The organism is Sporosarcina sp. NPDC096371 (genome assembly GCF_044762865.1).
Classification (GTDB): domain Bacteria; phylum Bacillota; class Bacilli; order Bacillales_A; family Planococcaceae; genus Sporosarcina.
The window spans coordinates 471,800-492,093 of sequence record NZ_JBIWFE010000002.1 but is presented as its reverse complement, the minus strand read 5'-3'; the positions used below and the strand labels follow the sequence as shown (position 1 = coordinate 492,093).

Sequence of the window (20,294 nt, the reverse complement as noted above, 5' to 3'; positions counted from 1 at the left end):
GTACTCAAGGAGTATGCAACCTTTGTTACAACCCGTGCAGCATTTGCATATCCAAAAAGTCCAATTGGATTTACGTCAGGAATGACTACTATAATCGTAGGAAACCATGTATGTCCGAACCTTTTAAACCATAGAAATAGATATGGAGGTTGGTTGCGTGGCTCAATTATTTCTTTTTTTATTCTTAATCGGAGTATTTATTTATGGCATGGCATTACTAAGATTAGGGCTTTTCAATTTATCAGCACATTCCTTAAAATTATGGCTTACTAAATTAACCGATACGCCCTGGAAAGGTTTACTGGCAGGGATTGTAATTACCTGTATTCTACAAAGTAGTTCGGCAGTCATGGTCATTACGATTGGACTCATTTCTGCTAGATTACTTACTTTCCCTCAATCTATTGGAATTATTTTAGGAACAAATATCGGAACGACATTAACAACTGTACTCATCACCTTTGACCTAGAGCGATTCCTTATACCTCTAGCCATTTGTGGGGCTATTTTAATATTAACTGGAAAAAGAAAGTTACGAAGTATCGGTCTAATCATTTTCGGCATAGCCGCTGTCTTCACTTCCATGGGTGGCTTTGAACACTTAGCAGGTCCATTGAGCTCAATTGGATTTGTTAATAATTTACTACTATCTTTGGATGACAGTTATCTTTATAGTATTCTCACCGGTACATTCATAACGGCAATTATTCAATCAAGCACAGCCACTACAGGCATTGTAATGGGATTCCTAACAAATGGCGTTGTACACTTGGACACTGGAATCGCAATTATGCTAGGTTCCAATATCGGTACATGTGTCACTGCTTTTATAGCTTCTATTGGTGCTGGCAGGGAAGCAAGATTGTCTGCCTATGCCCATATATGGTTGAATATCATCGGGGTTATCGTATTTTATCCCTTTATCGGTTTGCTCTCTTCGATTGGATTACAGCTTGCCAGTGAAGCCGATACACAACTCGCTCATATAGGTGTTCTGTTTAATGTCATTTCTTCACTCCTTATCCTTCCTTTTGCAACCTCATTTGGAAAACTTATTATGAGGGTTCATGGTCGTAAGTGAAAAGTACCAGGTTATAAAAAAAATCAGGTAATCCAAGTTCGCTAGAGTTTGAATACCCAATAGAATTGCAGAAATCGCCTTGGGTCAGTTCTCTCAAGTGATTTTCTATATGTTGGTATTGGTCGTTAACCACAACAATCCAGTTTGTAGCTAACGGAACGGTGCAATCCCCTCCAATTATGTAGAGATGCACAATGCTACAATAAAGAGAAATACAACGGTCACACAATTACATGAATTTGATGCTACCCAGACAGCCGTATTAACACCCATTGAGCAAGATCTTGCGACAATGGCAACATGGATTGCGGACATGGAAAGGCTATTCACGGATGGCGTTACGGACATTCGTTTTTCGTCAAATCAATGGGCAAACTTGTATTCCCAAAATACGTTGAAAACGGATTTGGTGCAACGAACTGCCGCTATAGCGGGTCTCCCCGTCATGATGGGTGTAAATGGACAACCGCCAACGATGTTTGGTGCTTTATTAGCAGGACAAAACCTCATTCGGTTTGGCTACGGATTTGTGGATGGACCGAATCCTCTTTATGAACTTGGCATCTTAACATTTCCGGGCATGGCGACTTATGGGAAACCGATTGCCGAGGTAAATGGAGAATTTATACCCAATGAAGAACAAGTAAACGTTTTTGTTTCTGAGGGTGAGGAGCTAAGCCCAGAAGAAGTTGCCCAACTCATTAACTATCTTAAAAATACGGATTTTGATGATCCAAATCGCAAAAGTGGCACCCAGCCGCTGCCTCCTTATGATGAGGAAATTACATTTGAAGGTATGAGAAAAGTCGTAGGCGGAAATGGACCAGGAACTCCGGATGGACTCGCGCCTTATGCCATGGGTGCATTTGACTTCTCTACGGAAGATATCGGTACGATGTTTGGCGCTAATGCAACGGTAAACGAACGATTAGAAGCCGCGGCATTCACGTTCATTAAGCCAGCTAAGGCGATTGATACTGCACATGATGCTTGGAAAGCTGGACAAAAGGCTAAGGATGCTGGTAAGGGTATAGATAAAACTAGACCCTCATGGAGACAGTCTGAAATTGATGTTGAAAAGGATTTCTCCGAGTATAATGCTCAAAAGTCATTTAAAGATGGTATTGAAGTACCTTACGGGGAAAAAGGAAGCTCTAGACCAGATTTATATCAGACTGGGCATAGTATTGAAGTGAAAAATTATAAGATTACTACTTCGAGCGGGCGAAGCAGTTTAGTTAATAACGTGTCAAAGCAGGTAGAAAAGAGATTAAGTGATTTGCCTAGCGATACAAAACAGTCTGTTATAATTGATATTAGAGGGCAAAATGTATCAGATGAAATACTAGATGAATTGTATGAAAAAATTATGAATAAAACTAATAGTAAAGTAGATATAAGATTTAAAACAAATTGATTGAGGTGAGAAGAATGGCTGTGGGTTTTAAGGTGAAATATTACTGGTATCAAGTCGGGCACGGCGATTTCTTACATTCTTTTTTCTCTACAATAAGTTATCATTTAGAGCAAAATGGATGGGGAACTGAGTATCCCTTCTTATTAAATGAACTCTATAATGGGAAACTGGAGAATAAGAATATTGATAATGCTATAATTGAATTAGAAGTAATAAAAATGAAATTACAGAATTATAGTCCAGCACAAGTAATATGGGATGTTGAAGACCTGTCTAAAAGACCACCTTGGGGTGACAATATTAGTAAGGATATCAGTAACTTATCTAATTACTTCATAACAAGTGAGGGCGAAGACTTAATGGATATGTTAATGAAAGCATTGAAAAAGGGATTAAATACCAATTTAGATGTTTATATAGAAAACTTATAAATAGTATCCTTATATGTTGTGACCTTGAAACTATATCAAGGTCATTTTTTTATAGTATAGGTGATACTGAGTGTCAAATAAATCGCTTATTAATAATAGAATAGTGATAACTCTTGAATCGGTTCCGGGATGGACTTCATCGAAACATCGCAATGCTGGATCGTCTGGGGAATGCAAGCTCGGGTACCGGACTCTAACACAATTAAATACATTCTGATATACGTCGAACTATATCGGAATAAAGGGGACTTTTCCAACTAGGAAGGTCCCCTTTCCCTATTCAAGTTGGGTATCAGTGACAACACATTCATTCGATGTATTCGACAAATAGATGGCCGAGTTCTGAAAAACACTTTACTGAACGTAAGAAAAGGCACCTCTTGAGAGATGCCTTCATAAGTCATAGCAAAAATTATTTCGATACTGTGAATCCTTGTAATGCTTGCAGGAGAGTAGCAATAAAATATAGCCCGACAGCATACTTGCTGCTACCTACAAAATGGATTGTGGTTAACGGCCAATCCCCAAACATAAAGTAAGTCCCCCTGAGTCCACCAAGACTTAGGGGGATCTTTTTGTTGGTAGTAGTCGTTTTAGCGAGTGCCGAGTGCCTCCCATGGCAATTGTTTAGAATCCTATTCAGTTTAGAACTGTGCCTAAATTGTATGAGTGACTGCACCAAACACTCTTTAAAAGCACTTTTTCAGTTTAATAACATCGCACAAAATTTAAAGATTACTATGAAATCCAAACTTCTAAAAACCTTTATTATTCGTTACCGTAAAAATGCTCAGTTCAGTACATCCATTTTAGTGTAAGGAGGTATGGATATAGCATTGCTTGACAATACTCATGAACTAGAACGTTTGCTCTCTCTCAAGAATTAGCGAGGACCTCCATTTGATAACCCTAGAATTTACCCCTACTTATTATTTCCTATTGAAAAACGAACACTAGTTCTTCATAATGAAGATAACAGAGGGAACGTATGTGTGTAATTGAACTGTAAATGTCACAGGTCTTCGACGGTTTAATAAGAAAGCGGTGTTGATGTTCCTATGATGGATTACAGCAAGATGCCCAATCGTCCGATAGCCTGCATAGATATGATGAGTTTTTACACCAGCTGCATGGCATCCTTGCATAACCTGGACGTACAGAAAGTACCGATTGCCATTGTTGCAAACTTAAAACAACAAGGTTCAGTCGTATTGGCAGCCAGTCCTCCTATGAAAAAGCGATTCAACATTAAAACCGGTAATCGTCTATGGGAGATACCTCATCACCCGGAAATTCGTTTGTTTGAACCAAAGATGAGCTATTTTATCGATATGTCCATGGCGATTACAGAAATACTACACAAATATGTTCCTGCTGAAGCAATACACGTCTATTCAATCGATGAATCGTTCCTTGATTTAACGGGAACTGAGAGGTTATGGGGCGATCCGGTACAAACCGTAAAGAAAATTCAAGCTGAACTATTGGAATCGCTAAATCTACCGTCCACGGCTGGTATGGGCCCCAATATGTTGATGGCTAAACTGGCCCTCGATATAGAAGGGAAAAAGACTGGTTTCGCAAAATGGAGCTATGATGATGTACAAACGAAATTATGGAATGTGTCTCCCCTATCGGAAATGTGGGGAATTGGTCGTCAAACAGAAAAGTCTCTAAACGCTATGGGGATATTCAGCGTTGGTGATTTGGCGAACTTTGACTTACAGCAATTAGAGAAGCGCTTTGGCGTGATGGGCAATCAATTGTATTTTCATGGCTGGGGCATCGATTTAAGTGAAACAGATGCGCCCTTGCCGCAAGGTCAAATTAGTTACGGCAAAAATCAAATGTTGATGCGGGACTACAATACACGCGATGAAGTAATGGTTGTGACCTTAGAAATGTGTGAGGATGTCGCTAAACGTGCGAGGGATGCATCTCAAGCCGGCCGGACTATATCGTTTGGAATTAGTTATAGTAACCGTGCTTACGGTGGTGGCGGATTTCTCCGCTCACGGACATTGCGTGAATCGACAAATGATACGATGGCGATATACAACGTTTGCAAAGAATTGTTTCGTGAAAATCACAACGGAGATCCTGTGCGCCAGATATCGATTTCCCTCTCTAAATTAGAAGATGAACATTCCATGCAACTAGATCTATTTGATACGAAAAAGTGGCAGGTTCGGAAGCTAGCAGCTGTTATGGATGACATTCAAAATCGGTTCGGTCCGACAGCGCTTTTACGTGCTGTGTCGCTTACCGATGCAGGAACAGCACTCAAACGGTCTAGCCTCATTGGCGGACATAAAGGATAAGGTGATGGAATGATACAGGATAGAGGCAATATCAAGTGGCGCGGTATGATGTTGACTGAACATACAAAAAGGATCAACTCATGGCTTGAAGATGACAAGAAGACGGAGAAACCGCAGTTAGACGACTTAGAACTTGGGCTAATCGCTGATGAAATTGAACGTGCCTATAAAAGTAGGACCACCATTAAGTTGACCTACTGGCGTGGCGGATACCTCGATGATGACTACGGGAAGATAATCGAGATAAATACGACCAATCATACACTAGTGCTTGATGATCCATTCAGTACTACTCGCTATCCATTTGACGAAATTGTTGCGGTATCTCTCATCGCATAATAGAAGGAGGATGACGAAGTTGACAGCCAGTCCAAATCCTGCAAAGCCCAAAAAGGTGGGCATTCAAGGGCCTAAATTAACAAAACATGACTAACAAGGAATTGGTGAGTCGCTAGAGTTTGGGTCCGACGTAGAAATCATTACATTTAGCCATAAGCGGTTCGAAACGCATTCAGGCGTAGTTAAGAGTTCCGATGGTCAAAGTGGAGTGATTTTGTTGTACTTGGAGGGATAGAGTATATACAAATAAAGTTCGATGCTATTGTCAATGTAATTGTGTTAGAACCTGTTACCCGAACTATCTTGCATATGGCTTCCTTCAGATTCCTCTTCATGGAGGACACCCTTGCCTTCTGCTAACAGTTCCTACTGCCAATCCTGTAGTGGACTTTCACCACCTAGCGATTACCATGCCGGGCACACAACAGAAAATCCCCTTAAAGTCTCGAAAGACTTAAGGGGATTTCTTCAATTCGAGTAACTCAAATCCAGCGAATCCGAGATATCTGAATTGTGTTATGACGTGGTACCCAAACTTATTGTTAGAACCTAATACTCGAACTTGGGTCCCTTACATTACTTCTTCCTTATTAACGAATAAACTGATGCACCTACTATATTCGCTACTTCTTTAAGCTTCGCACTACTTACATACTTTAAAACATCATCCGGCGTATGATAATACGGCTCTAGATTATTTGTTACTGGTTCGCGCCAAATGAAGTTTGCCGCTGGAATACCTACTCTGTGGAAGTCTACATGATCAGATGATCCACGTTGAAACAGAAATAATGTTGAAGGTGTTTTGATGAGTTTGGCCACTTCATTCGCAGTTGTTGTGACAAGATTTGGTTTTCCGTCAACTGTATTCGTATATAACACCGTTGCTTTATCCCACGCTGTTGCAACCATGTCCATGTTATAGTTCGCGATGCTTCGCTTCACTTCATCCGCACTCAACTTATCTACATAATGTTTTGAACCAACTAACCCAATTTCCTCCGCTCCAACAAATACAAAACGTAGTTCCTTGTCTAGCTTATAATCTTTAAAAACACGTGCTAATTCCAATGCTGCAGCAGTTCCCGTTCCATTATCATTTGCCCCTGGAGAGAATGGAACACTATCGTAATGCGCAGACACATGCATAATCTCATTGCTTCCACCTTTTTCAGGTGCTTTTGTCGCTATAATATTACTTGAAGTTAAGTTTTTCAATTCTTTTACGTTTAACGTAACTGTTTTGTTTTCGGCCACAACATCGGTAAGTAATGCTGCACCACTTGATTTCGTAATACCCCCAACCGGAATCTTTATATCACCGCTTACGTTAAAGCTTAGTGGTCCTGGTGAATCCTCATGGTTATAGATAATTACACCAGCTACACCCGCGGCAACCGCATTCTCTACTTTCACTTGAAACGTCAAGTCACCGCCTCTTTTAATAAGCGCGATCTTTCCTTTGGACTCTGCATTGAAATCGCTTGGAAGACCTAATCCCGCATTAAAAAGCTGTCCTGTTAATCCATCATTCCCTGTTGCAGCTGAATTCGCTGAAGCGTTGAATAATACTTCCCTGCCATTTTGGGTTTTCAATTCACCCATCTTCTTGTCAGGTACACTGAATTCTTGTGTTGTCACTGTATACCCGTATGAGCGTAAACGATCCTCTAGAAACTTGGCTGCTTTCTTTTCCCCTTCTGTTCCCGTGATACGTGGACCAATGTTCTCTGTTAGATACTTTACATCTGCGATTGCCTTTGTCTCACTAATTTCAGCAATAAGTTTTTTAATTTCCTGTTCATATATATCGCTATTCCCGTCTTATACCGCATCACAACGGCTTTCGGTTCGGGCCTACACCGCACAGGCGACTTTCATCGCATACGGCGTGCCATCAGCAGTACACCTATCTAGCTTATTTCCCCATTCAAAGTATACGATTAATTGGGTGGTTAGTTAATCAAAATCTTCCGACATTTAAATTAGGTTTTTACACATAATATCAACTTTGTGGATCTAAACCTATTAATCGACAAGCTTTTATAGCTAATGTTGTAGAATGATGTAGACAACTTCCCTACAAGCCTTGATCAAATAAGAGTAGATATAGTAAAATCCCCTTAAGTCTCGAAAGACTTAAGGGGATTTCTTTTATGCAGTCATTCAAATTCTAACGAACTTGAATTGGCTGCGTTCTATTAGAACCTGATACCCGAAATTTTTGCAATCTCGGGTTATCTGCATTGTTCATAAGAACTAGTAATCAAGAGTCAGTGACTCAAGGATTACTTATTTCCAGTTATTTTTCTTATCAGTTGCATTTACTGTAAGTTTCAAACCTTCTACCTCAACAGTACCAAGGTATTGACCAGTATACTCATCAGAATTGTTATCCGAGTAAACTCCTACAGCTTCACCAAAGGCATTTTTACCTGTGAATTTAGCAATAACTTTAGAATCTGCTTGTTGTGCAACAAGACCGATACCAGCCCAATTATTATCTGCTGTAGTGATGTTTTCAAAGTTAACTGTAATAGTAGTAGCAGCTTTATCGTTATTTACATAAATACCAGCTTTTTTACCATTTTTAACAGTAACGTTTTTAAGTGTAGCGTTGCTATAAATTTCAATCAGGTTATCGTTGTGTGTAACAGTATCAATAACTAGATTTTGAATTACAACACCATCATTCGCAATATACAAACCTTCTGCTGTAGCATCGCCAGCACCTGTACCATTATCAAATGTGATTGTTTTACCACCACCGTCAATAATAACACCAGCAGCTGGTTTTAATGAATCAGTAAGTGTAATATCTTTTGTTAGTTTAACAGTTTCACCAGATTTAGCTGTTTCAAGTGATTCTAGAAATGCATCTTTCGCTTCGCTATTCCCGTCTTATACCATAATAATACCTATATGGCTTTCGGTTCGGGCCTACACCGTACAAGCGCCTTTCAGCGCATACGGCGTGCCATCAACAGTAAAATATCCCTTTTTATAGGCTATACAAACTAAATCAATATACCTATAAAAAGTCTATTAATAGGGACCAATCACAAAAATGCGATTGGTCCTATTAAATTTGAAAGCTTAAATTTGGGGAAATAAGCTTTTCATAGAATAATTACTACTGACTAGGTTCCTTCGCTCCCGCTAGTTTTCTCCTTCTCGTATGTTACCATACAAGTCCAAACGGCTAACGATCAACACTACTATGAACCCGCTGCCATCTTATTAGCCTCATTGGTGCTGATACACCTCTTCTAACAAGACTTCAAACGTTCCACAACTTCCATCCCTCTTTTTGATTTCCTTAGGTTCCCACTATTCAGGTATAAGAACGACCGGTTTAACAGTCAATTCGTCGATCGCCACTATAGCATTACGTCTATAGGGATGTACAGTGAACTCCTAGCTTAATTTCGCACCATACACTAGCTTAACCTGCCTACATGGATTCGTCTGCCTAACCATAGAAATCTTTTAAAGAACCCCGCCCCGGGACCACCGGGTACGACTTCACCTGACTTCATCCCTTTTGTGTAATTCAGCACATCACTGGATGCAGGAGGATTAGGTACTTGTATTTTGACTGTTTACAAGGACAGGAGTTTCACCTGTCAATTGGAAGTAGTAGTTAGAATGAAACCCCATGCCAACCAATAGGCAAGACACAGGGCATTCAATTCCACTCATTTCGCTGAACTAGTCAGCTTATTGAGTAACGTTTCGTTTAGTTTTCTTCAGGAGTTTGTGTGTTTCCACCTAGTTCAACTGTTTCCTCATCGATGTTAGCAATTTCGTTACCAGCTTCATCAGTGACGAAACGTGCATCTTTCGCTGAGATTGTAGCTACAAGAACTGATTTACCTAGAGTAACGATTACTTCGTTCTTGTTAGTACCGTTGATAGCAACAGCTTCAACAGCTACTGTTTTACCATTGTCATCTTTTACAATGAAGTCAGTTTTTGCTTGGTCAGCAACTTTTACGTCTTCATTGAAAGTGATTTTGATTTTGTTTCCAGCTTTGTCTTCTACTGCTACGATATCTTTAACAGTTGCATTGATTTCATCTTTGATATCTGCGTTAACGATGTCTTCAGCGATTTTCTCACCAAGTACGTCAACAGATGATGGTTTAGAAACAACTTTAAGTTGTACTGCTTTTTTGTCGCTGTCTTTCACGTTTTCGTTAAGATCTTTTTTCAGTGTGAAAGTAGCTTTTTTACCATCAGAAGATAGTTCTGAGTAAGCAATTTCATAACCTACAACTGTGAAGTCGTTATGGTTTAGAGATTGTAGAGCTTTTGTAAATGTAACTTCTACTTTGTCAGTAGCAGTTGCTTTTACCGTGTCGATTGTTGTAGCTTCTGGATTTGCAACGTTAACAGTTGATGAAAGGTTCTCTAGGTAGTTACCAGCTACGTCTTTAACTAGTTGTACTTTAACTTTAATACCGCTAGCTACTGTAGGTAGTGTTTTGCTGAAGCTTAAGATAACACCTTTAGAATCTCCAGTTACGTTGAATGAAGATGGAGTTAGTGTTTTTCCTTCTTTAACATCAGTGATAACGTATTTAGACTCATCTACTACAGAACCGTCTCCGCTTGTAGCCATTGCTTCATCGAATTGAACGAAAAGTTGCGTGTCGTTCAAACGAGTGATTGTTTTCAATGTTGGTGCTGTAATGTCTTTAACGTTTAGTGTAGTTGTGTATGGAAGCATAACATTTTTCAATGTTGTGTTATCACTTACACCGTTAACAGTCAACGTGTATTCGCTGTTATCTTTAAGAGCTGTAAGTAAAGAAATTGTTACTTCTTTATCTTTTGAAAGATCTACGTTAGTAGAGATAGAAACTTTTTTGCCGTCTTTATCTTTGATTACGTAGTTAGCAGCTTTTTTAGCAGTTTCTGCGTCTAGAGATTTAGAGAATTTAAGAACGATCTTTTTGTTCTCAGAATCTTTAACGAAACCAGCGCTTAGTACTTCTGGACGTGTTTGGTCAATTACTGGAGATACTTCAACTTTCGTATCTTTAGCAATTACGTTACCAGAGTAGTCTTTTACGTTTGTAACGAAAAGATCAGTTGTGTAAACAAGTTTGTTTGTATCTACGAATGTGAATTCGAATGTATCGTCAGCTAGTGCTTTTACGCTTGAAGCTTGTTTCTTAGCAGCACCTTGCATCCAGTAAACGTTAGAAGCAAATACTTGCTCTACAGGCTCAGAGAATTTAAGAACTACTTTTTCGAAAGAAGCACTTACTACTGCTGCTACTGTTGGAGCTTCTTTGTCTTCAACTACAGAGAATGTAGAATCAGCTTTAACTGTTTTGAATCCAGCGTAGTCTTGAACGCCTTCAGCTGTTAGCGTGTGCTCGCCATCAGTCAAAGCAGAAGACAATTTAAGGATTACAGAGTTACCAGTTGTTTGGATTGAACCAACTGCTACTTTACCATCAACTTGGAAGTTTGAAGTTTGAGCAGCTTTAACTGGCTCGCTGAATGATACGCGTACAGTTTTGTTACCTAGCGCTTCAACTTTAGATACTGTAGGAACAGTGTTGTCAAGTGGTTTGAACGCTACATCTTTAACGCTTAGTACTTTGTCAGCTGTTTTAACGTTGTTTACAGAAAGCTTGTATTCGCTTTGGTTTGTAAGAACGTCTTTAACTGTCAAAGTTACTGATTTAGCATCTTCAGCCACTAGTACTGAATCTACTACTGGATCGTTAGAACCTGTAAGTGAGTAGTTAGCAATTTCGCTAGCAGTTGATTTGTCAACTGTACCGTCGAAAGATACAACTACTTCTTTAAGGTTTGTAGCGCTAGCTGTTGCAGTTGTAGCTGCTCCAGTAGATACTCCGTCTTTAAGACCGAAAGCAAATTTAGCGAAGTCTCCGCGTTTGATGTTGTTGTCAGTACCGAATTTAGTTGCAGAAATACCTGAAGTCACTTTCGCTTCAACAAGTGCAGCAACCGCATCTTTATAACGATCGTTTACGTCAGTGAATGCTAGTTTAGAAGCATCACCTGTAAGTTTATATGCTTTAGCAAAAATTAGAGCAACTTCACCACGTTTAAGGTTGTCACCAAATCCGAATGATGTAGCTGTTTTACCATTGATGATACCAGCAGCTTTCAAAGAGTTAACTGCAGTAGCTGCGCGAGCAGGTACGTCAGTGAAACCTGAAGCAGGTGCTTTTTCATCAAGTACGCCTAGTGCGCCAGCAAGTAGAACTGCTGCGTCGCCGCGTGTGATTTCTTTAGAGATACCGAATTCTGTTGCAGATAGACCGTTTGCGCCTTTAGATACAAGGTAATCCACTGCATCTTTGTAGCTTGCAGGTACGTCCGTGAATGTTGCTGCAGCATTTGCTGCGATTGGTGCTACTAGTGCAGATGCAACTAGTGATGCTGTCGCAGCTGTTGCTACGAATTTTTTGTACGACTTTGGTTGTTGAGCCATTTGTAGTATTCCTCCCTGTTTTGGATCTTTCTGTATTTGTTGATACTTCTATCAACAAACTTGATCGGTTTAACTATACCATTACTTCCTTTACAACGCTAGAAATATAGTAAAAAAATTTCATAGCTTTTAAGAATCGCCTGGCATATAAACTCTCATACTATTATACATGCTCTCCTGGTTAATTCAAGCAGTAACTATAGTTTCCAAACATTAATTTAATATTACAAACTTTACAAATCGGGGTCATACACGCTTTTCAAGGCGTGTATCCCGTGACACAACTACCAAAACGGCGAATAAAAATGCCAGATAAATAGAAACAGATGGAGCTGTAAGTACATGTCCTGCGGTGAAGCTGATGCCCATTCCAATTAGGAATGCCACCCCTGTTAAAATACCAAAGTAATTGAAAGTTTCCTTAAAGTTCCTTATAAACTGCCACACATATTTCACTGCGAAGTAGATGATCGGCGCCATCATGTAAAGAAACCCAAGGATGCCAAATGCATAAAACCAGTCATGGAAATCCATTTCGATCATTTTCAATGGCTTATGCGGTTCTGGATGGTCATAATTCCCCGCGAAGCCCATCCCAAACAATTGTTGAATGAGTGGTGCGTCTGCAAATTGCACTTTGTAATCCGCAGCGTATTGCTCACGGCTACTGAATACAAGGTTTTCAAGTTCTTTTGCCGTTATCTTCGGACCTTCGTCTTCTGGAACTACAATCTCTTCGCCCAAAGCATTATATTCAACAGGTGGTTTCTTGAATGATATGCCGAGGATATCCAAATGGGCGAACATGTTGCCGAAGACCGGTGTAAATGGTGTTGTTAGGGCCAGTGCCCCAATTAGAACTCCTGAAACAAGCGCATTTGCTTTGAGGACTTTTTTCTCCTCGTCCTTCTTTTTCCACATCAACATGATGACACTACCGCAGATAATCGATAGTAATACAATCAGAATCCCGCCATACCCGACTTTCGTACCTAGCGCGAGCATTGACAAGGATAGGAAAATGAATGGCAGCCAATGGATGATGACGCTTTTTTTGAGGGATGTTGTTTTGCTGGTTGCATACAGAGCTGTAATCGGCAAAAGAATGGCCATTGCCGCCCCGATTTCATTCCCCGCATAAAACCAGCCTGTCCAACCTTCTTTTGAGCGCGCATAGTTTGCTAGACTCGTACCTGTTAGTTGTGCAATGACAAAGACCGCACTGATGATGCCTGATGCTAATAGGAAATAGTTCACAAGTTGTTTTTTTGTATCACTACCGTTCTTCGCCAATGACTCTATTAATAGAAGGAAACCGAAAAATAGAACGTGGAAATAGACCGCTTTTGTATAGAATGTCAATTCCTCGACGATGAAAAATGGTTTTTTTACCATCATCCCCGTTACGAAGTTCACGACCACGAGTACTGCAAATCCTACTAAATAGAGTAGATAAAGTTTCGCGCGTTTACTTTTTGTTGCGGCGTAGACAATCCATGCCGCCATAATGCCTAGGTAGGCTAGTCGAATCAGAACGCCTACCGTGAGGGGTAGGTCAATGAATAGGATAGATGCCGTTGTTAAGACATCAATGACTGGTTGAAGGATGATGAACGCGACGAGCGCGAGCATGATCTTCGAGTGCTTTAATTCCATAATGATAATATCCTCTTTCGGTTATATTTTATTTGTCTAAGTTTCGGGCGCCAGACGCCATTATTAGTGGCTGGTGTCCGGCGCCCGATGATTTTCGTTATTGTCTAGCTCCAGCTCCAGCGCCAGGCGCCTTCGCTATTCGTTATTGCTTCGAATTCCCTAACACATACACTTCAAATCCAGCTGCTTCCCATTTGGTGCGGTCGATGCAGTTTTTAGTGTCGATGATGATCTTCGATGACATGCATTTGGCTGCTTCTTCAGGATCCATCGTTGTGAATTCGTCGTGATTGGTTAACACCACGATGGCTGCTGCGTTATCAAGTGCTTTCCCTTCCACTTGTGTTTGTTCAGGGATGTTGTCTGTTTTAATATGTGGATCGTAGGCGATGACATCTAAGTCTAGTGCTTTTAATTCGCGGACGACATCGACTGATGGGCTCTCCCGCATATCATCGATGTTGCCTTTGAATGCAAGACCCAATACGGCTACTTTCGGGTGTTCAATGCCTTTTGCTTTCAAGATATCAGCCGTTAGTTGCGCTGTATAGGACGGCATCCCGTCATTTGTTTGTCTCGCTAAGTTGATGATTTGTGCATTGCCTTTGTCTAGTTCAACGAGGAACCATGGATCGACGGCGATACAGTGTCCACCTACGCCAGGTCCTGGGAAGTGGACGTTGACACGTGGATGGAAGTTGGCCAAACGGATTGCTTCCCACACGTCTACGCCGATATTGCCAGCGATTTTTGCAAGTTCGTTAGCCAGTGCGATATTAACGTCGCGGTACGTGTTTTCCATAACTTTGACCAATTCGGCTGTCGTTGCATCCGTTTCATGCATATCGCCTTTAACGAATGAGCGATAGAGGTCCGTTGTCAACTGAGCGGATTGTTCAGTAACTCCCCCAATGATACGGTCGTTAGTGATGAGCTCGGTAAAGACCTTGCCCGGGATGACGCGTTCCGGTGAGTGAGACACGTACAGCTCCTCGCCGATTGTTAGGCCCGATTTGACCAATTCAGGGATCATTACGTCTTGCACGGTACGTGGTGGTACTGTTGATTCCAAAACGACTAAGTTGCCTTTTTCAACATAAGGCACAATCGCTGCTGTTGCATTGCGAATATAGTCCAGATTGGCAGACTTGTCCTCGCGAATCGGAGACGGTACCGCGATGATGAAGACTTCTGCTTTGACAGGTGTAGTTGCGACAGTTAGTAAACCTGAGTCAATCGCTTCGTTCAACCGCTCTTGCAAACCGTCTTCCTCAATATGTAGGATCTTATTGCCAATATTGTGAACAACAGATGCATTCACATCAACACCATGGACTTTGTGGCCATGGTTTGCGAACATAACAGACGTCGGCAGGCCGATATAACCTAAGCCGACGACACAAATGGATTTCTTCATTAAATAAACTCTCCTTTAAGTTTTTAAGCAACTTGTTGCTTAAATAACATTCCTTAGCTTAAATAACATTCAATTTACTGTTGGCATGTGTGTACATACCTTTCAATCAGCTATTTCTACTCGATAGTATTTTTAGTAAAAATCGAGGTAAGTTCAATTGGCGTTTCAGCCGCTTAGGATCACTCATTAATCTAAACAACCATTCGGTACCGGTTTTCCTAAATACGGAAGGTGCACGTTTAACTGTTCCAGAGAATACGTCAAAACTGCCGCCGACTCCCTGAAAGACTAAGACGTTTCGAAGTCTGTCCATGTTGCGTCGAATCCATAATTCTTGTTTAGGACTGCCGAGTGCGACAAATAGCATGCGAGCACCGCTGTTGTGAATGCGTGTGACCAGTGCGTCTTCGTCTTGTTCGTAACCGTCCGTCATCCCTGCGATGATGATGCCTGGATAATCGCGTTGGATGTTGGCTGCGGCAAGTTCAATGACTTCTTTTTTGGCTCCGTACAAGTAGATGGGGTGCTTGTCCTCTGCAGCGAACTTCAGGTTACGCGCCATCATGTCCACCCCTGTGACACGGGATGTGATTTGCCCTTTTCTCAATTTGGAAGCTAGGAGAATCCCCACGCCGTCCGCAATTTGGAACGTGGAGTTATTAATGAGCTCGAGCAACTGGGGATCCTTTTGCGCCGTCATCACTTTTTCAGGATTGACTGCGATAATTGTTGACTGTTTGTCCTGCGACATCCGCGTCTTCAATTCACCCACAATGCCTTCGTATGTAAGGGGTGATACGTGTACACCCAGGTAAGATTCCTTCAATTATATAGACCTCGATTCTTCGGGTTTCAATTCCAACAGTATATCAGATTTCCATACTAGTTGCATAGCCCTTACGAAGAGTGATAAAATCTGATGAAGTAAGATGCTTTCACAAGTTCGTGAAAGTTTTTTCTTTGAGGAGGAAATTAGATTGAAAATTGTTCTATCAGGTTTTTATGGCCTCGGTAATACGGGTGATGAAGCGATCTTGAAGGCAATCGTTGATAATTTACGCGAAGACTTGGATAACCCCGATATTACAGTGTTTTCGCTGTCGCCTGAACAGACGGCAAAAGAATACGGCGTCAAGTCGGTCTACCGTGGATGGCGTCATGGCAATAAAGAAAAAGTAAAGGCATTACGTCAAGCGGATTTGTTAATATCCGGTGGTGGTGGGCTTTTACAAGATACTTATCCAACGAAGTTTTTGTTCGGTCCCCTTCCCTACTACTTGCTGATTGTGTTTTTGGCAAAGTTATGCGGAACGAAAGTGATGTTCTTCTCGCAAGGGATTGGTCCTGTTACGAGTAAATGGGGCAAGTTTTTAATGCGACTGTTTGCCAATATGGCGGATTTTGTCACAGTGCGCGATCAGTATTCGAAGGATTATTTGCTGTCATTAGGCGTTAAGCGTCCTGAGACGGTTGTTACAGCGGATATCGTTTTTGCATTTAAGCCGGATGAGGATCATGTGGCCTATGCGTCACTTGGATTGAAGGGTGATGAGCGACTAGTCGCTGTTGCGCCGCGTCCTTGGTTTGATCATGAAGATGAGTATATTGAAAAATTAGCATGGGTACTAGATGAGTTAATCGAACAACGTGGTGTGATGCCGGTGTTTGTCCCAATGGAACCTCCGTACGATACAAACGTCTCTAAGAAAGTGATGGCGAAGATGCGTTTTGCGGACAAGACGCGGTTACTTGGCGAATCATTTACACCGAATGAGTTTTATAATTTCATAGCGAAGACGGATTTGACGATTGCTTTACGCTTGCATGCACTGATTTTTGCGGCGTTGTCGAATGTGCCCCATATCGGCTTGAGTTATGATCAGAAAGTGGAAAGTTTCTTGAAGCGTTCAGGCATGTGGGATAAGTCGTTCCCGCTTGGCGAGTTTGAGAAAGAGACGTTACTTGCGAATGCGTTGTATGCGCTTGATCATTCGGACGAGTTGAAAGCGATGATGGCGCCGAATGTCGATGTGTTACGTAGTGAAGCAAAACGAAATGTTTCCTTGTTGAAAGATCGTTTTAATACTGGAGGTAAATGATAAATTGAAAATATTACTTGCTACCGCTTATGACTATCCCCACCTCGGTGGGTTGTCGGTTCACATGGCTACCTTGAAAGCCGGATTGGAGTCACGTGGCCATGAAGTACGGATTGTTTCGTTTACAGATGTGCCGAAGTGGAAGAAAGACGGCATCGTTAGAGGACCTGCGTTTTTATTGAACAAAGTGAAGAAGGGCTCGGGGTACGTTTGGACGTTGAAGCGTCGGAAAGATGAGCTTGAAGCGATCATTAAACATGCAGTGGCGGATGGTTCGTATGATCTGATCAATGCACAGGATGTCTATACGACGTATGCGGCTATGCCTTCTGGTGTGCCGATTGTTAGTACGGTGCACGGTTATTTGACATTTGAAGGAATTTCTAAGGGTACGGTTATCGAAGGTTCTCCTGAAGCGGCGACGCTGATGGCTGACGAGAAGGAATCGTACCGTGTGACGCGCGAGGTCATTACGGTGGATACGCGCATTAAGGAATATATTGAGCGTGAAACGGGCGTTGTCGGCAATATGATTAAGAACTTCATCGACGTAGAGTCGTTTAAGCCTGAAATTGAGCGCCGCGATGAGTTCCGTGAGAAGTATGGTTTCGAGAAGGACGATCAGATTTTCTTCGTGCCACGTCGACTGACGAAGAAAAATGGTGTCATCTATCCAATCTTGTCATTGCCGGCTGTGCTGGAGAAATTCCCGAAAGCGCGTGTGGTATTTGCGGGAACGGGTGAAATGATGGATACGATGAAAGCGAAGGCTGCGGAACTTGGCGTAGCGGATCGCGTGACGATGGTTGGCGCGGTGGATCATGCCGATATGGTGGAGTACTATGCGCTTGCGAATGTCGCGTTGGTCCCATCGATTTACTCGGCAGGTGTGGAAGAAGCGACGTCAATTTCAGCGCTTGAGGCGATGGGTTCTGGAGTGCCACTGATTGCGTGTGCGGTTGGCGGATTGAAGGAAATTATCGCACACGAAGCGGATGGTTTGTTGGTAGAAGAGCAAAATCCGGAAGCGTTGAGTGAAGCAATGATCCGTTTGTTGGGTGACCCTGTGTATGGTCAGCAGTTGGCGGATGCAGCGCGTGCGAAGATTATTGCAGAGTACTCGCATTTTGCTGCGGCTGAGAAGTATGAAGCGATTTACTTGAAGGCTTTGGGTCGGGATTGAGTTAAAGGATTTGATTCCCCCGACTGGCGGTACTGGTTTAATTGAATGATATCGAGATATGAAGCTCCCTGCCCTGGCGGGGAGTTTTCTTGTATGGGAGATGTGCGAATGAGCAGATTAAAACAAGCGGCGTTGTGGACGACTGCGCTTGCGCTGGTGTTGAAGTTGTCGGGGTTTGTGCGGGAAGCGATTTCAGCAAAAGAGTTTGGAGTTACCGCCGAGACGAGTGCTTACGCCCTGGCATTTGCATTCATTACGCTCATTGTGGCGATGATTTCGACAGGGTTCAATAATGTGTTTTTGCCGATGTATGTGAAAAGACGTAAGGCTGGGCTCGATGATGGTGATAGTAATGCGAATGCATTATTGAATTGGACGATGATTATTTTTGGTGGCGTCAGTTTACTCGGTTGGTTTTTTGCGGATGCTTTCGTGCCACTCATTTATGGACATATGAGTCCCGAGCTAGAAGCTTTGTCCGTTGAAATGACTCAAATATTCTTTGCGTTTATGACGATTATTGCCCTTAGTGGAGTGCTCGATTCCTATTTGCAATCACGACGCATTTTTGTCCCTTCGCAGGTAGCCAAACTGCTGGCTACCTTGATGGCGGCATTATTTGCTTTATTTTTCAGTGATGTATGGGGCATTTTCTCTTTGGTTTATGGATTCATCGCCGGTACAATGATAGGCGTTTTGATTCAAATCATTGCGCTCGCCCGGTCTGATTATAAGTGGCGTCCCGAGTTCAAAATGGAACGCGAGTTTAAGATGGCGTTTTTGGTATTGATTGTGCCATCACTGTTGAATTCTGTTGTTGGACAAGTGAATTTATTCGTCAACCGATCCTTCGCTAGTGGTACAGGCGATACAGCGGTGACTTATTTGGATAAAGCTTCACTGATTATTAGTATTCCGAATGCAATCTATGCTACGACGCTGGCGGCAATTATTTTTACGCTGATGAGTGAACAAACGGAGAATGTTGCGAAGTTCCGGGATACGACTTTTCGCGGGATGGAAATTTCGCTTGTTACACTGCTGCCGATTGCGGTTGGTTTGCTCGTTGTAGGCGATGCGGCGATTTCATTTTTATATGAGCGAGGGGAATTTACTGCTACGGATACGGCGAATACACATTTAGCACTGTTATTGTACTTACCGATTATCGTGTTCCAAGGGATGCAACTCATTTTGTCGAAGTCGATGTATGCGCGTGGCAAGACGGCAGTTGTGTTTCGAATTAGTGTCACGACCATCGCTATCAACTTTTTACTGAACTGGTTACTTGTTGATAAATACGGTTATCCAGCATTAGCGATTTCAGCCACTGTTGTCAGCATTTATTACTTCACAGTATCGATGGTTGTCGTGTATCGGGATCTTGGCATTGCCGAGTTTAAACGATTTGCGCGGATGAGTTGGCGCGTTGTTGTGCCAGCAATTGTGATGGGATTAGCGGTATGGGGATTGAAGTCCGTCACTGGCGCCGGGGATTGGTATTCGTTATGGCAGCTTGCTGTGTTAGTTCCGTTTGGGGTTGCTGTATATGCAGTGATGGTGAGATTGTTTTATAAGGAAGGATTCAATCGATTCGTCGGATTGCTACGACGCGGGTGATTGAGTTTGGTGAGGTCGCTCCTGATGTTGGGGCGGCTTTTTTTGTTGGAGAGTTTGATGGGAATGTTGGGCGGGAGACTACCCTTTGCGCGCAGGAGAACTCTCTTTGCGCGCAGGTGAACTCTCTTTGCGTGCGGGTGAACTCTCTTTGCGCGCGGGTGAACTCTCTTTGCGCGCGGGAGTTCTCTCTTTGCGCGCGGGAGTTCTCTCTTTGCGCGCGGGAGTTCTCTCTTTGCGCGCGGGAGTTCTCTA

Annotated in this window: 15 protein-coding genes; 9 read left to right on the top strand and 6 right to left on the bottom strand. The window is 42.2% G+C overall.

Going from position 1 to position 20,294, the window contains the following annotated elements; all coding sequences use genetic code 11:
- Positions 1–157 precede the first annotated feature (157 nt).
- From ACIQ0H_RS08300 to ACIQ0H_RS08280, 5 genes are all read left to right on the top strand, one after another.
- On the top strand, positions 158–1,081 hold the full coding sequence (locus tag ACIQ0H_RS08300; RefSeq protein WP_403413239.1) for a Na/Pi symporter: 924 nt from the start codon (positions 158–160) through the stop codon (positions 1,079–1,081).
- A gap of 187 nt (positions 1,082–1,268) precedes the next feature.
- Positions 1,269–2,498 carry a T7SS effector LXG polymorphic toxin gene (locus ACIQ0H_RS08295; RefSeq protein WP_403413237.1) on the top strand — a complete coding sequence of 410 codons (1,230 nt, stop codon included), beginning with the start codon at positions 1,269–1,271 and terminating at the stop codon, positions 2,496–2,498.
- A gap of 14 nt (positions 2,499–2,512) precedes the next feature.
- Positions 2,513–2,929 carry an immunity 70 family protein gene (locus ACIQ0H_RS08290; protein ID WP_403413235.1) on the top strand — a complete coding sequence of 139 codons (417 nt, stop codon included), beginning with the start codon at positions 2,513–2,515 and terminating at the stop codon, positions 2,927–2,929.
- A 1,058-nt stretch (positions 2,930–3,987) separates the two neighbouring features.
- Positions 3,988–5,250: a Y-family DNA polymerase gene (locus ACIQ0H_RS08285; RefSeq protein ID WP_403413233.1), complete on the top strand. Its 1,263-nt coding sequence runs from the start codon at positions 3,988–3,990 to the stop codon at positions 5,248–5,250.
- 9 nt (positions 5,251–5,259) lie between these two features.
- Positions 5,260–5,589 (top strand): YolD-like family protein, encoded by a 330-nt coding sequence (locus tag ACIQ0H_RS08280; protein ID WP_403413231.1) that lies wholly within the window; start codon positions 5,260–5,262, stop codon positions 5,587–5,589.
- Between the two features lie 576 nt (positions 5,590–6,165).
- Here the strand turns inward: ACIQ0H_RS08280 and ACIQ0H_RS08275 are convergent.
- The 6 genes from ACIQ0H_RS08275 to ACIQ0H_RS08250 form a co-directional block, all read right to left on the bottom strand.
- A complete protein-coding gene (locus tag ACIQ0H_RS08275) occupies positions 6,166–7,230 on the bottom strand; it encodes a M20/M25/M40 family metallo-hydrolase (RefSeq protein WP_403413229.1) in 1,065 nt (354 codons plus the stop codon).
- A 651-nt stretch (positions 7,231–7,881) separates the two neighbouring features.
- Positions 7,882–8,295, bottom strand: a complete 414-nt coding sequence (locus ACIQ0H_RS08270; protein ID WP_403413227.1) for a hypothetical protein — start codon at positions 8,293–8,295, stop codon at positions 7,882–7,884.
- A 1,033-nt stretch (positions 8,296–9,328) separates the two neighbouring features.
- A complete protein-coding gene (locus ACIQ0H_RS08265) occupies positions 9,329–12,067 on the bottom strand; it encodes an Ig-like domain-containing protein (protein WP_403413225.1) in 2,739 nt (912 codons plus the stop codon).
- Between the two features lie 246 nt (positions 12,068–12,313).
- Positions 12,314–13,723, bottom strand: a complete 1,410-nt coding sequence (locus tag ACIQ0H_RS08260) for an O-antigen ligase family protein (RefSeq protein ID WP_403413223.1) — start codon at positions 13,721–13,723, stop codon at positions 12,314–12,316.
- A 142-nt stretch (positions 13,724–13,865) separates the two neighbouring features.
- Positions 13,866–15,140, bottom strand: a complete 1,275-nt coding sequence (locus tag ACIQ0H_RS08255) for a nucleotide sugar dehydrogenase (RefSeq protein WP_403413221.1) — start codon at positions 15,138–15,140, stop codon at positions 13,866–13,868.
- A 106-nt stretch (positions 15,141–15,246) separates the two neighbouring features.
- Positions 15,247–15,966, bottom strand: coding sequence for a WecB/TagA/CpsF family glycosyltransferase (locus tag ACIQ0H_RS08250; RefSeq protein ID WP_403413219.1), 720 nt, complete (start codon positions 15,964–15,966; stop codon positions 15,247–15,249).
- A gap of 151 nt (positions 15,967–16,117) precedes the next feature.
- On the opposite strand from ACIQ0H_RS08250, the gene csaB reads away from it, so the two are divergent.
- The 4 genes from csaB to ACIQ0H_RS08230 form a co-directional block, all read left to right on the top strand.
- Positions 16,118–17,239 (top strand): polysaccharide pyruvyl transferase CsaB, encoded by a 1,122-nt coding sequence (gene csaB, locus ACIQ0H_RS08245; RefSeq protein ID WP_403413217.1) that lies wholly within the window; start codon positions 16,118–16,120, stop codon positions 17,237–17,239.
- A 4-nt stretch (positions 17,240–17,243) separates the two neighbouring features.
- Positions 17,244–18,422 (top strand): glycosyltransferase family 4 protein, encoded by a 1,179-nt coding sequence (locus ACIQ0H_RS08240; protein WP_403413215.1) that lies wholly within the window; start codon positions 17,244–17,246, stop codon positions 18,420–18,422.
- 108 nt (positions 18,423–18,530) lie between these two features.
- Complete coding sequence (murJ, locus tag ACIQ0H_RS08235; protein ID WP_403413214.1) at positions 18,531–20,042, top strand: murein biosynthesis integral membrane protein MurJ; 1,512 nt, start codon at positions 18,531–18,533, stop codon at positions 20,040–20,042.
- On the top strand, positions 20,039–20,294 hold a 256-nt coding region (locus ACIQ0H_RS08230), incomplete at its 3' end, for a hypothetical protein (RefSeq protein ID WP_403413212.1). The genes murJ and ACIQ0H_RS08230, both read left to right, overlap by 4 nt.

What these genes read in the sequence shown, in the direction of transcription:
- ACIQ0H_RS08260 (WP_403413223.1), bottom strand. Translation starts at nt 13,723, where the DNA reads ATGGAATTAAAGCACTCGAAGATCATGCTCGCGCTCGTCGCGTTCATC.
- ACIQ0H_RS08280 (WP_403413231.1), top strand. Translation starts at nt 5,260, where the DNA reads ATGATACAGGATAGAGGCAATATCAAGTGGCGCGGTATGATGTTGACT.
- ACIQ0H_RS08265 (WP_403413225.1), bottom strand. Translation starts at nt 12,067, where the DNA reads ATGGCTCAACAACCAAAGTCGTACAAAAAATTCGTAGCAACAGCTGCG.
- murJ (WP_403413214.1), top strand. Translation starts at nt 18,531, where the DNA reads ATGAGCAGATTAAAACAAGCGGCGTTGTGGACGACTGCGCTTGCGCTG.
- ACIQ0H_RS08290 (WP_403413235.1), top strand. Translation starts at nt 2,513, where the DNA reads ATGGCTGTGGGTTTTAAGGTGAAATATTACTGGTATCAAGTCGGGCAC.
- ACIQ0H_RS08295 (WP_403413237.1), top strand. Translation starts at nt 1,269, where the DNA reads ATGCACAATGCTACAATAAAGAGAAATACAACGGTCACACAATTACAT.
- ACIQ0H_RS08255 (WP_403413221.1), bottom strand. Translation starts at nt 15,140, where the DNA reads ATGAAGAAATCCATTTGTGTCGTCGGCTTAGGTTATATCGGCCTGCCG.
- ACIQ0H_RS08285 (WP_403413233.1), top strand. Translation starts at nt 3,988, where the DNA reads ATGATGGATTACAGCAAGATGCCCAATCGTCCGATAGCCTGCATAGAT.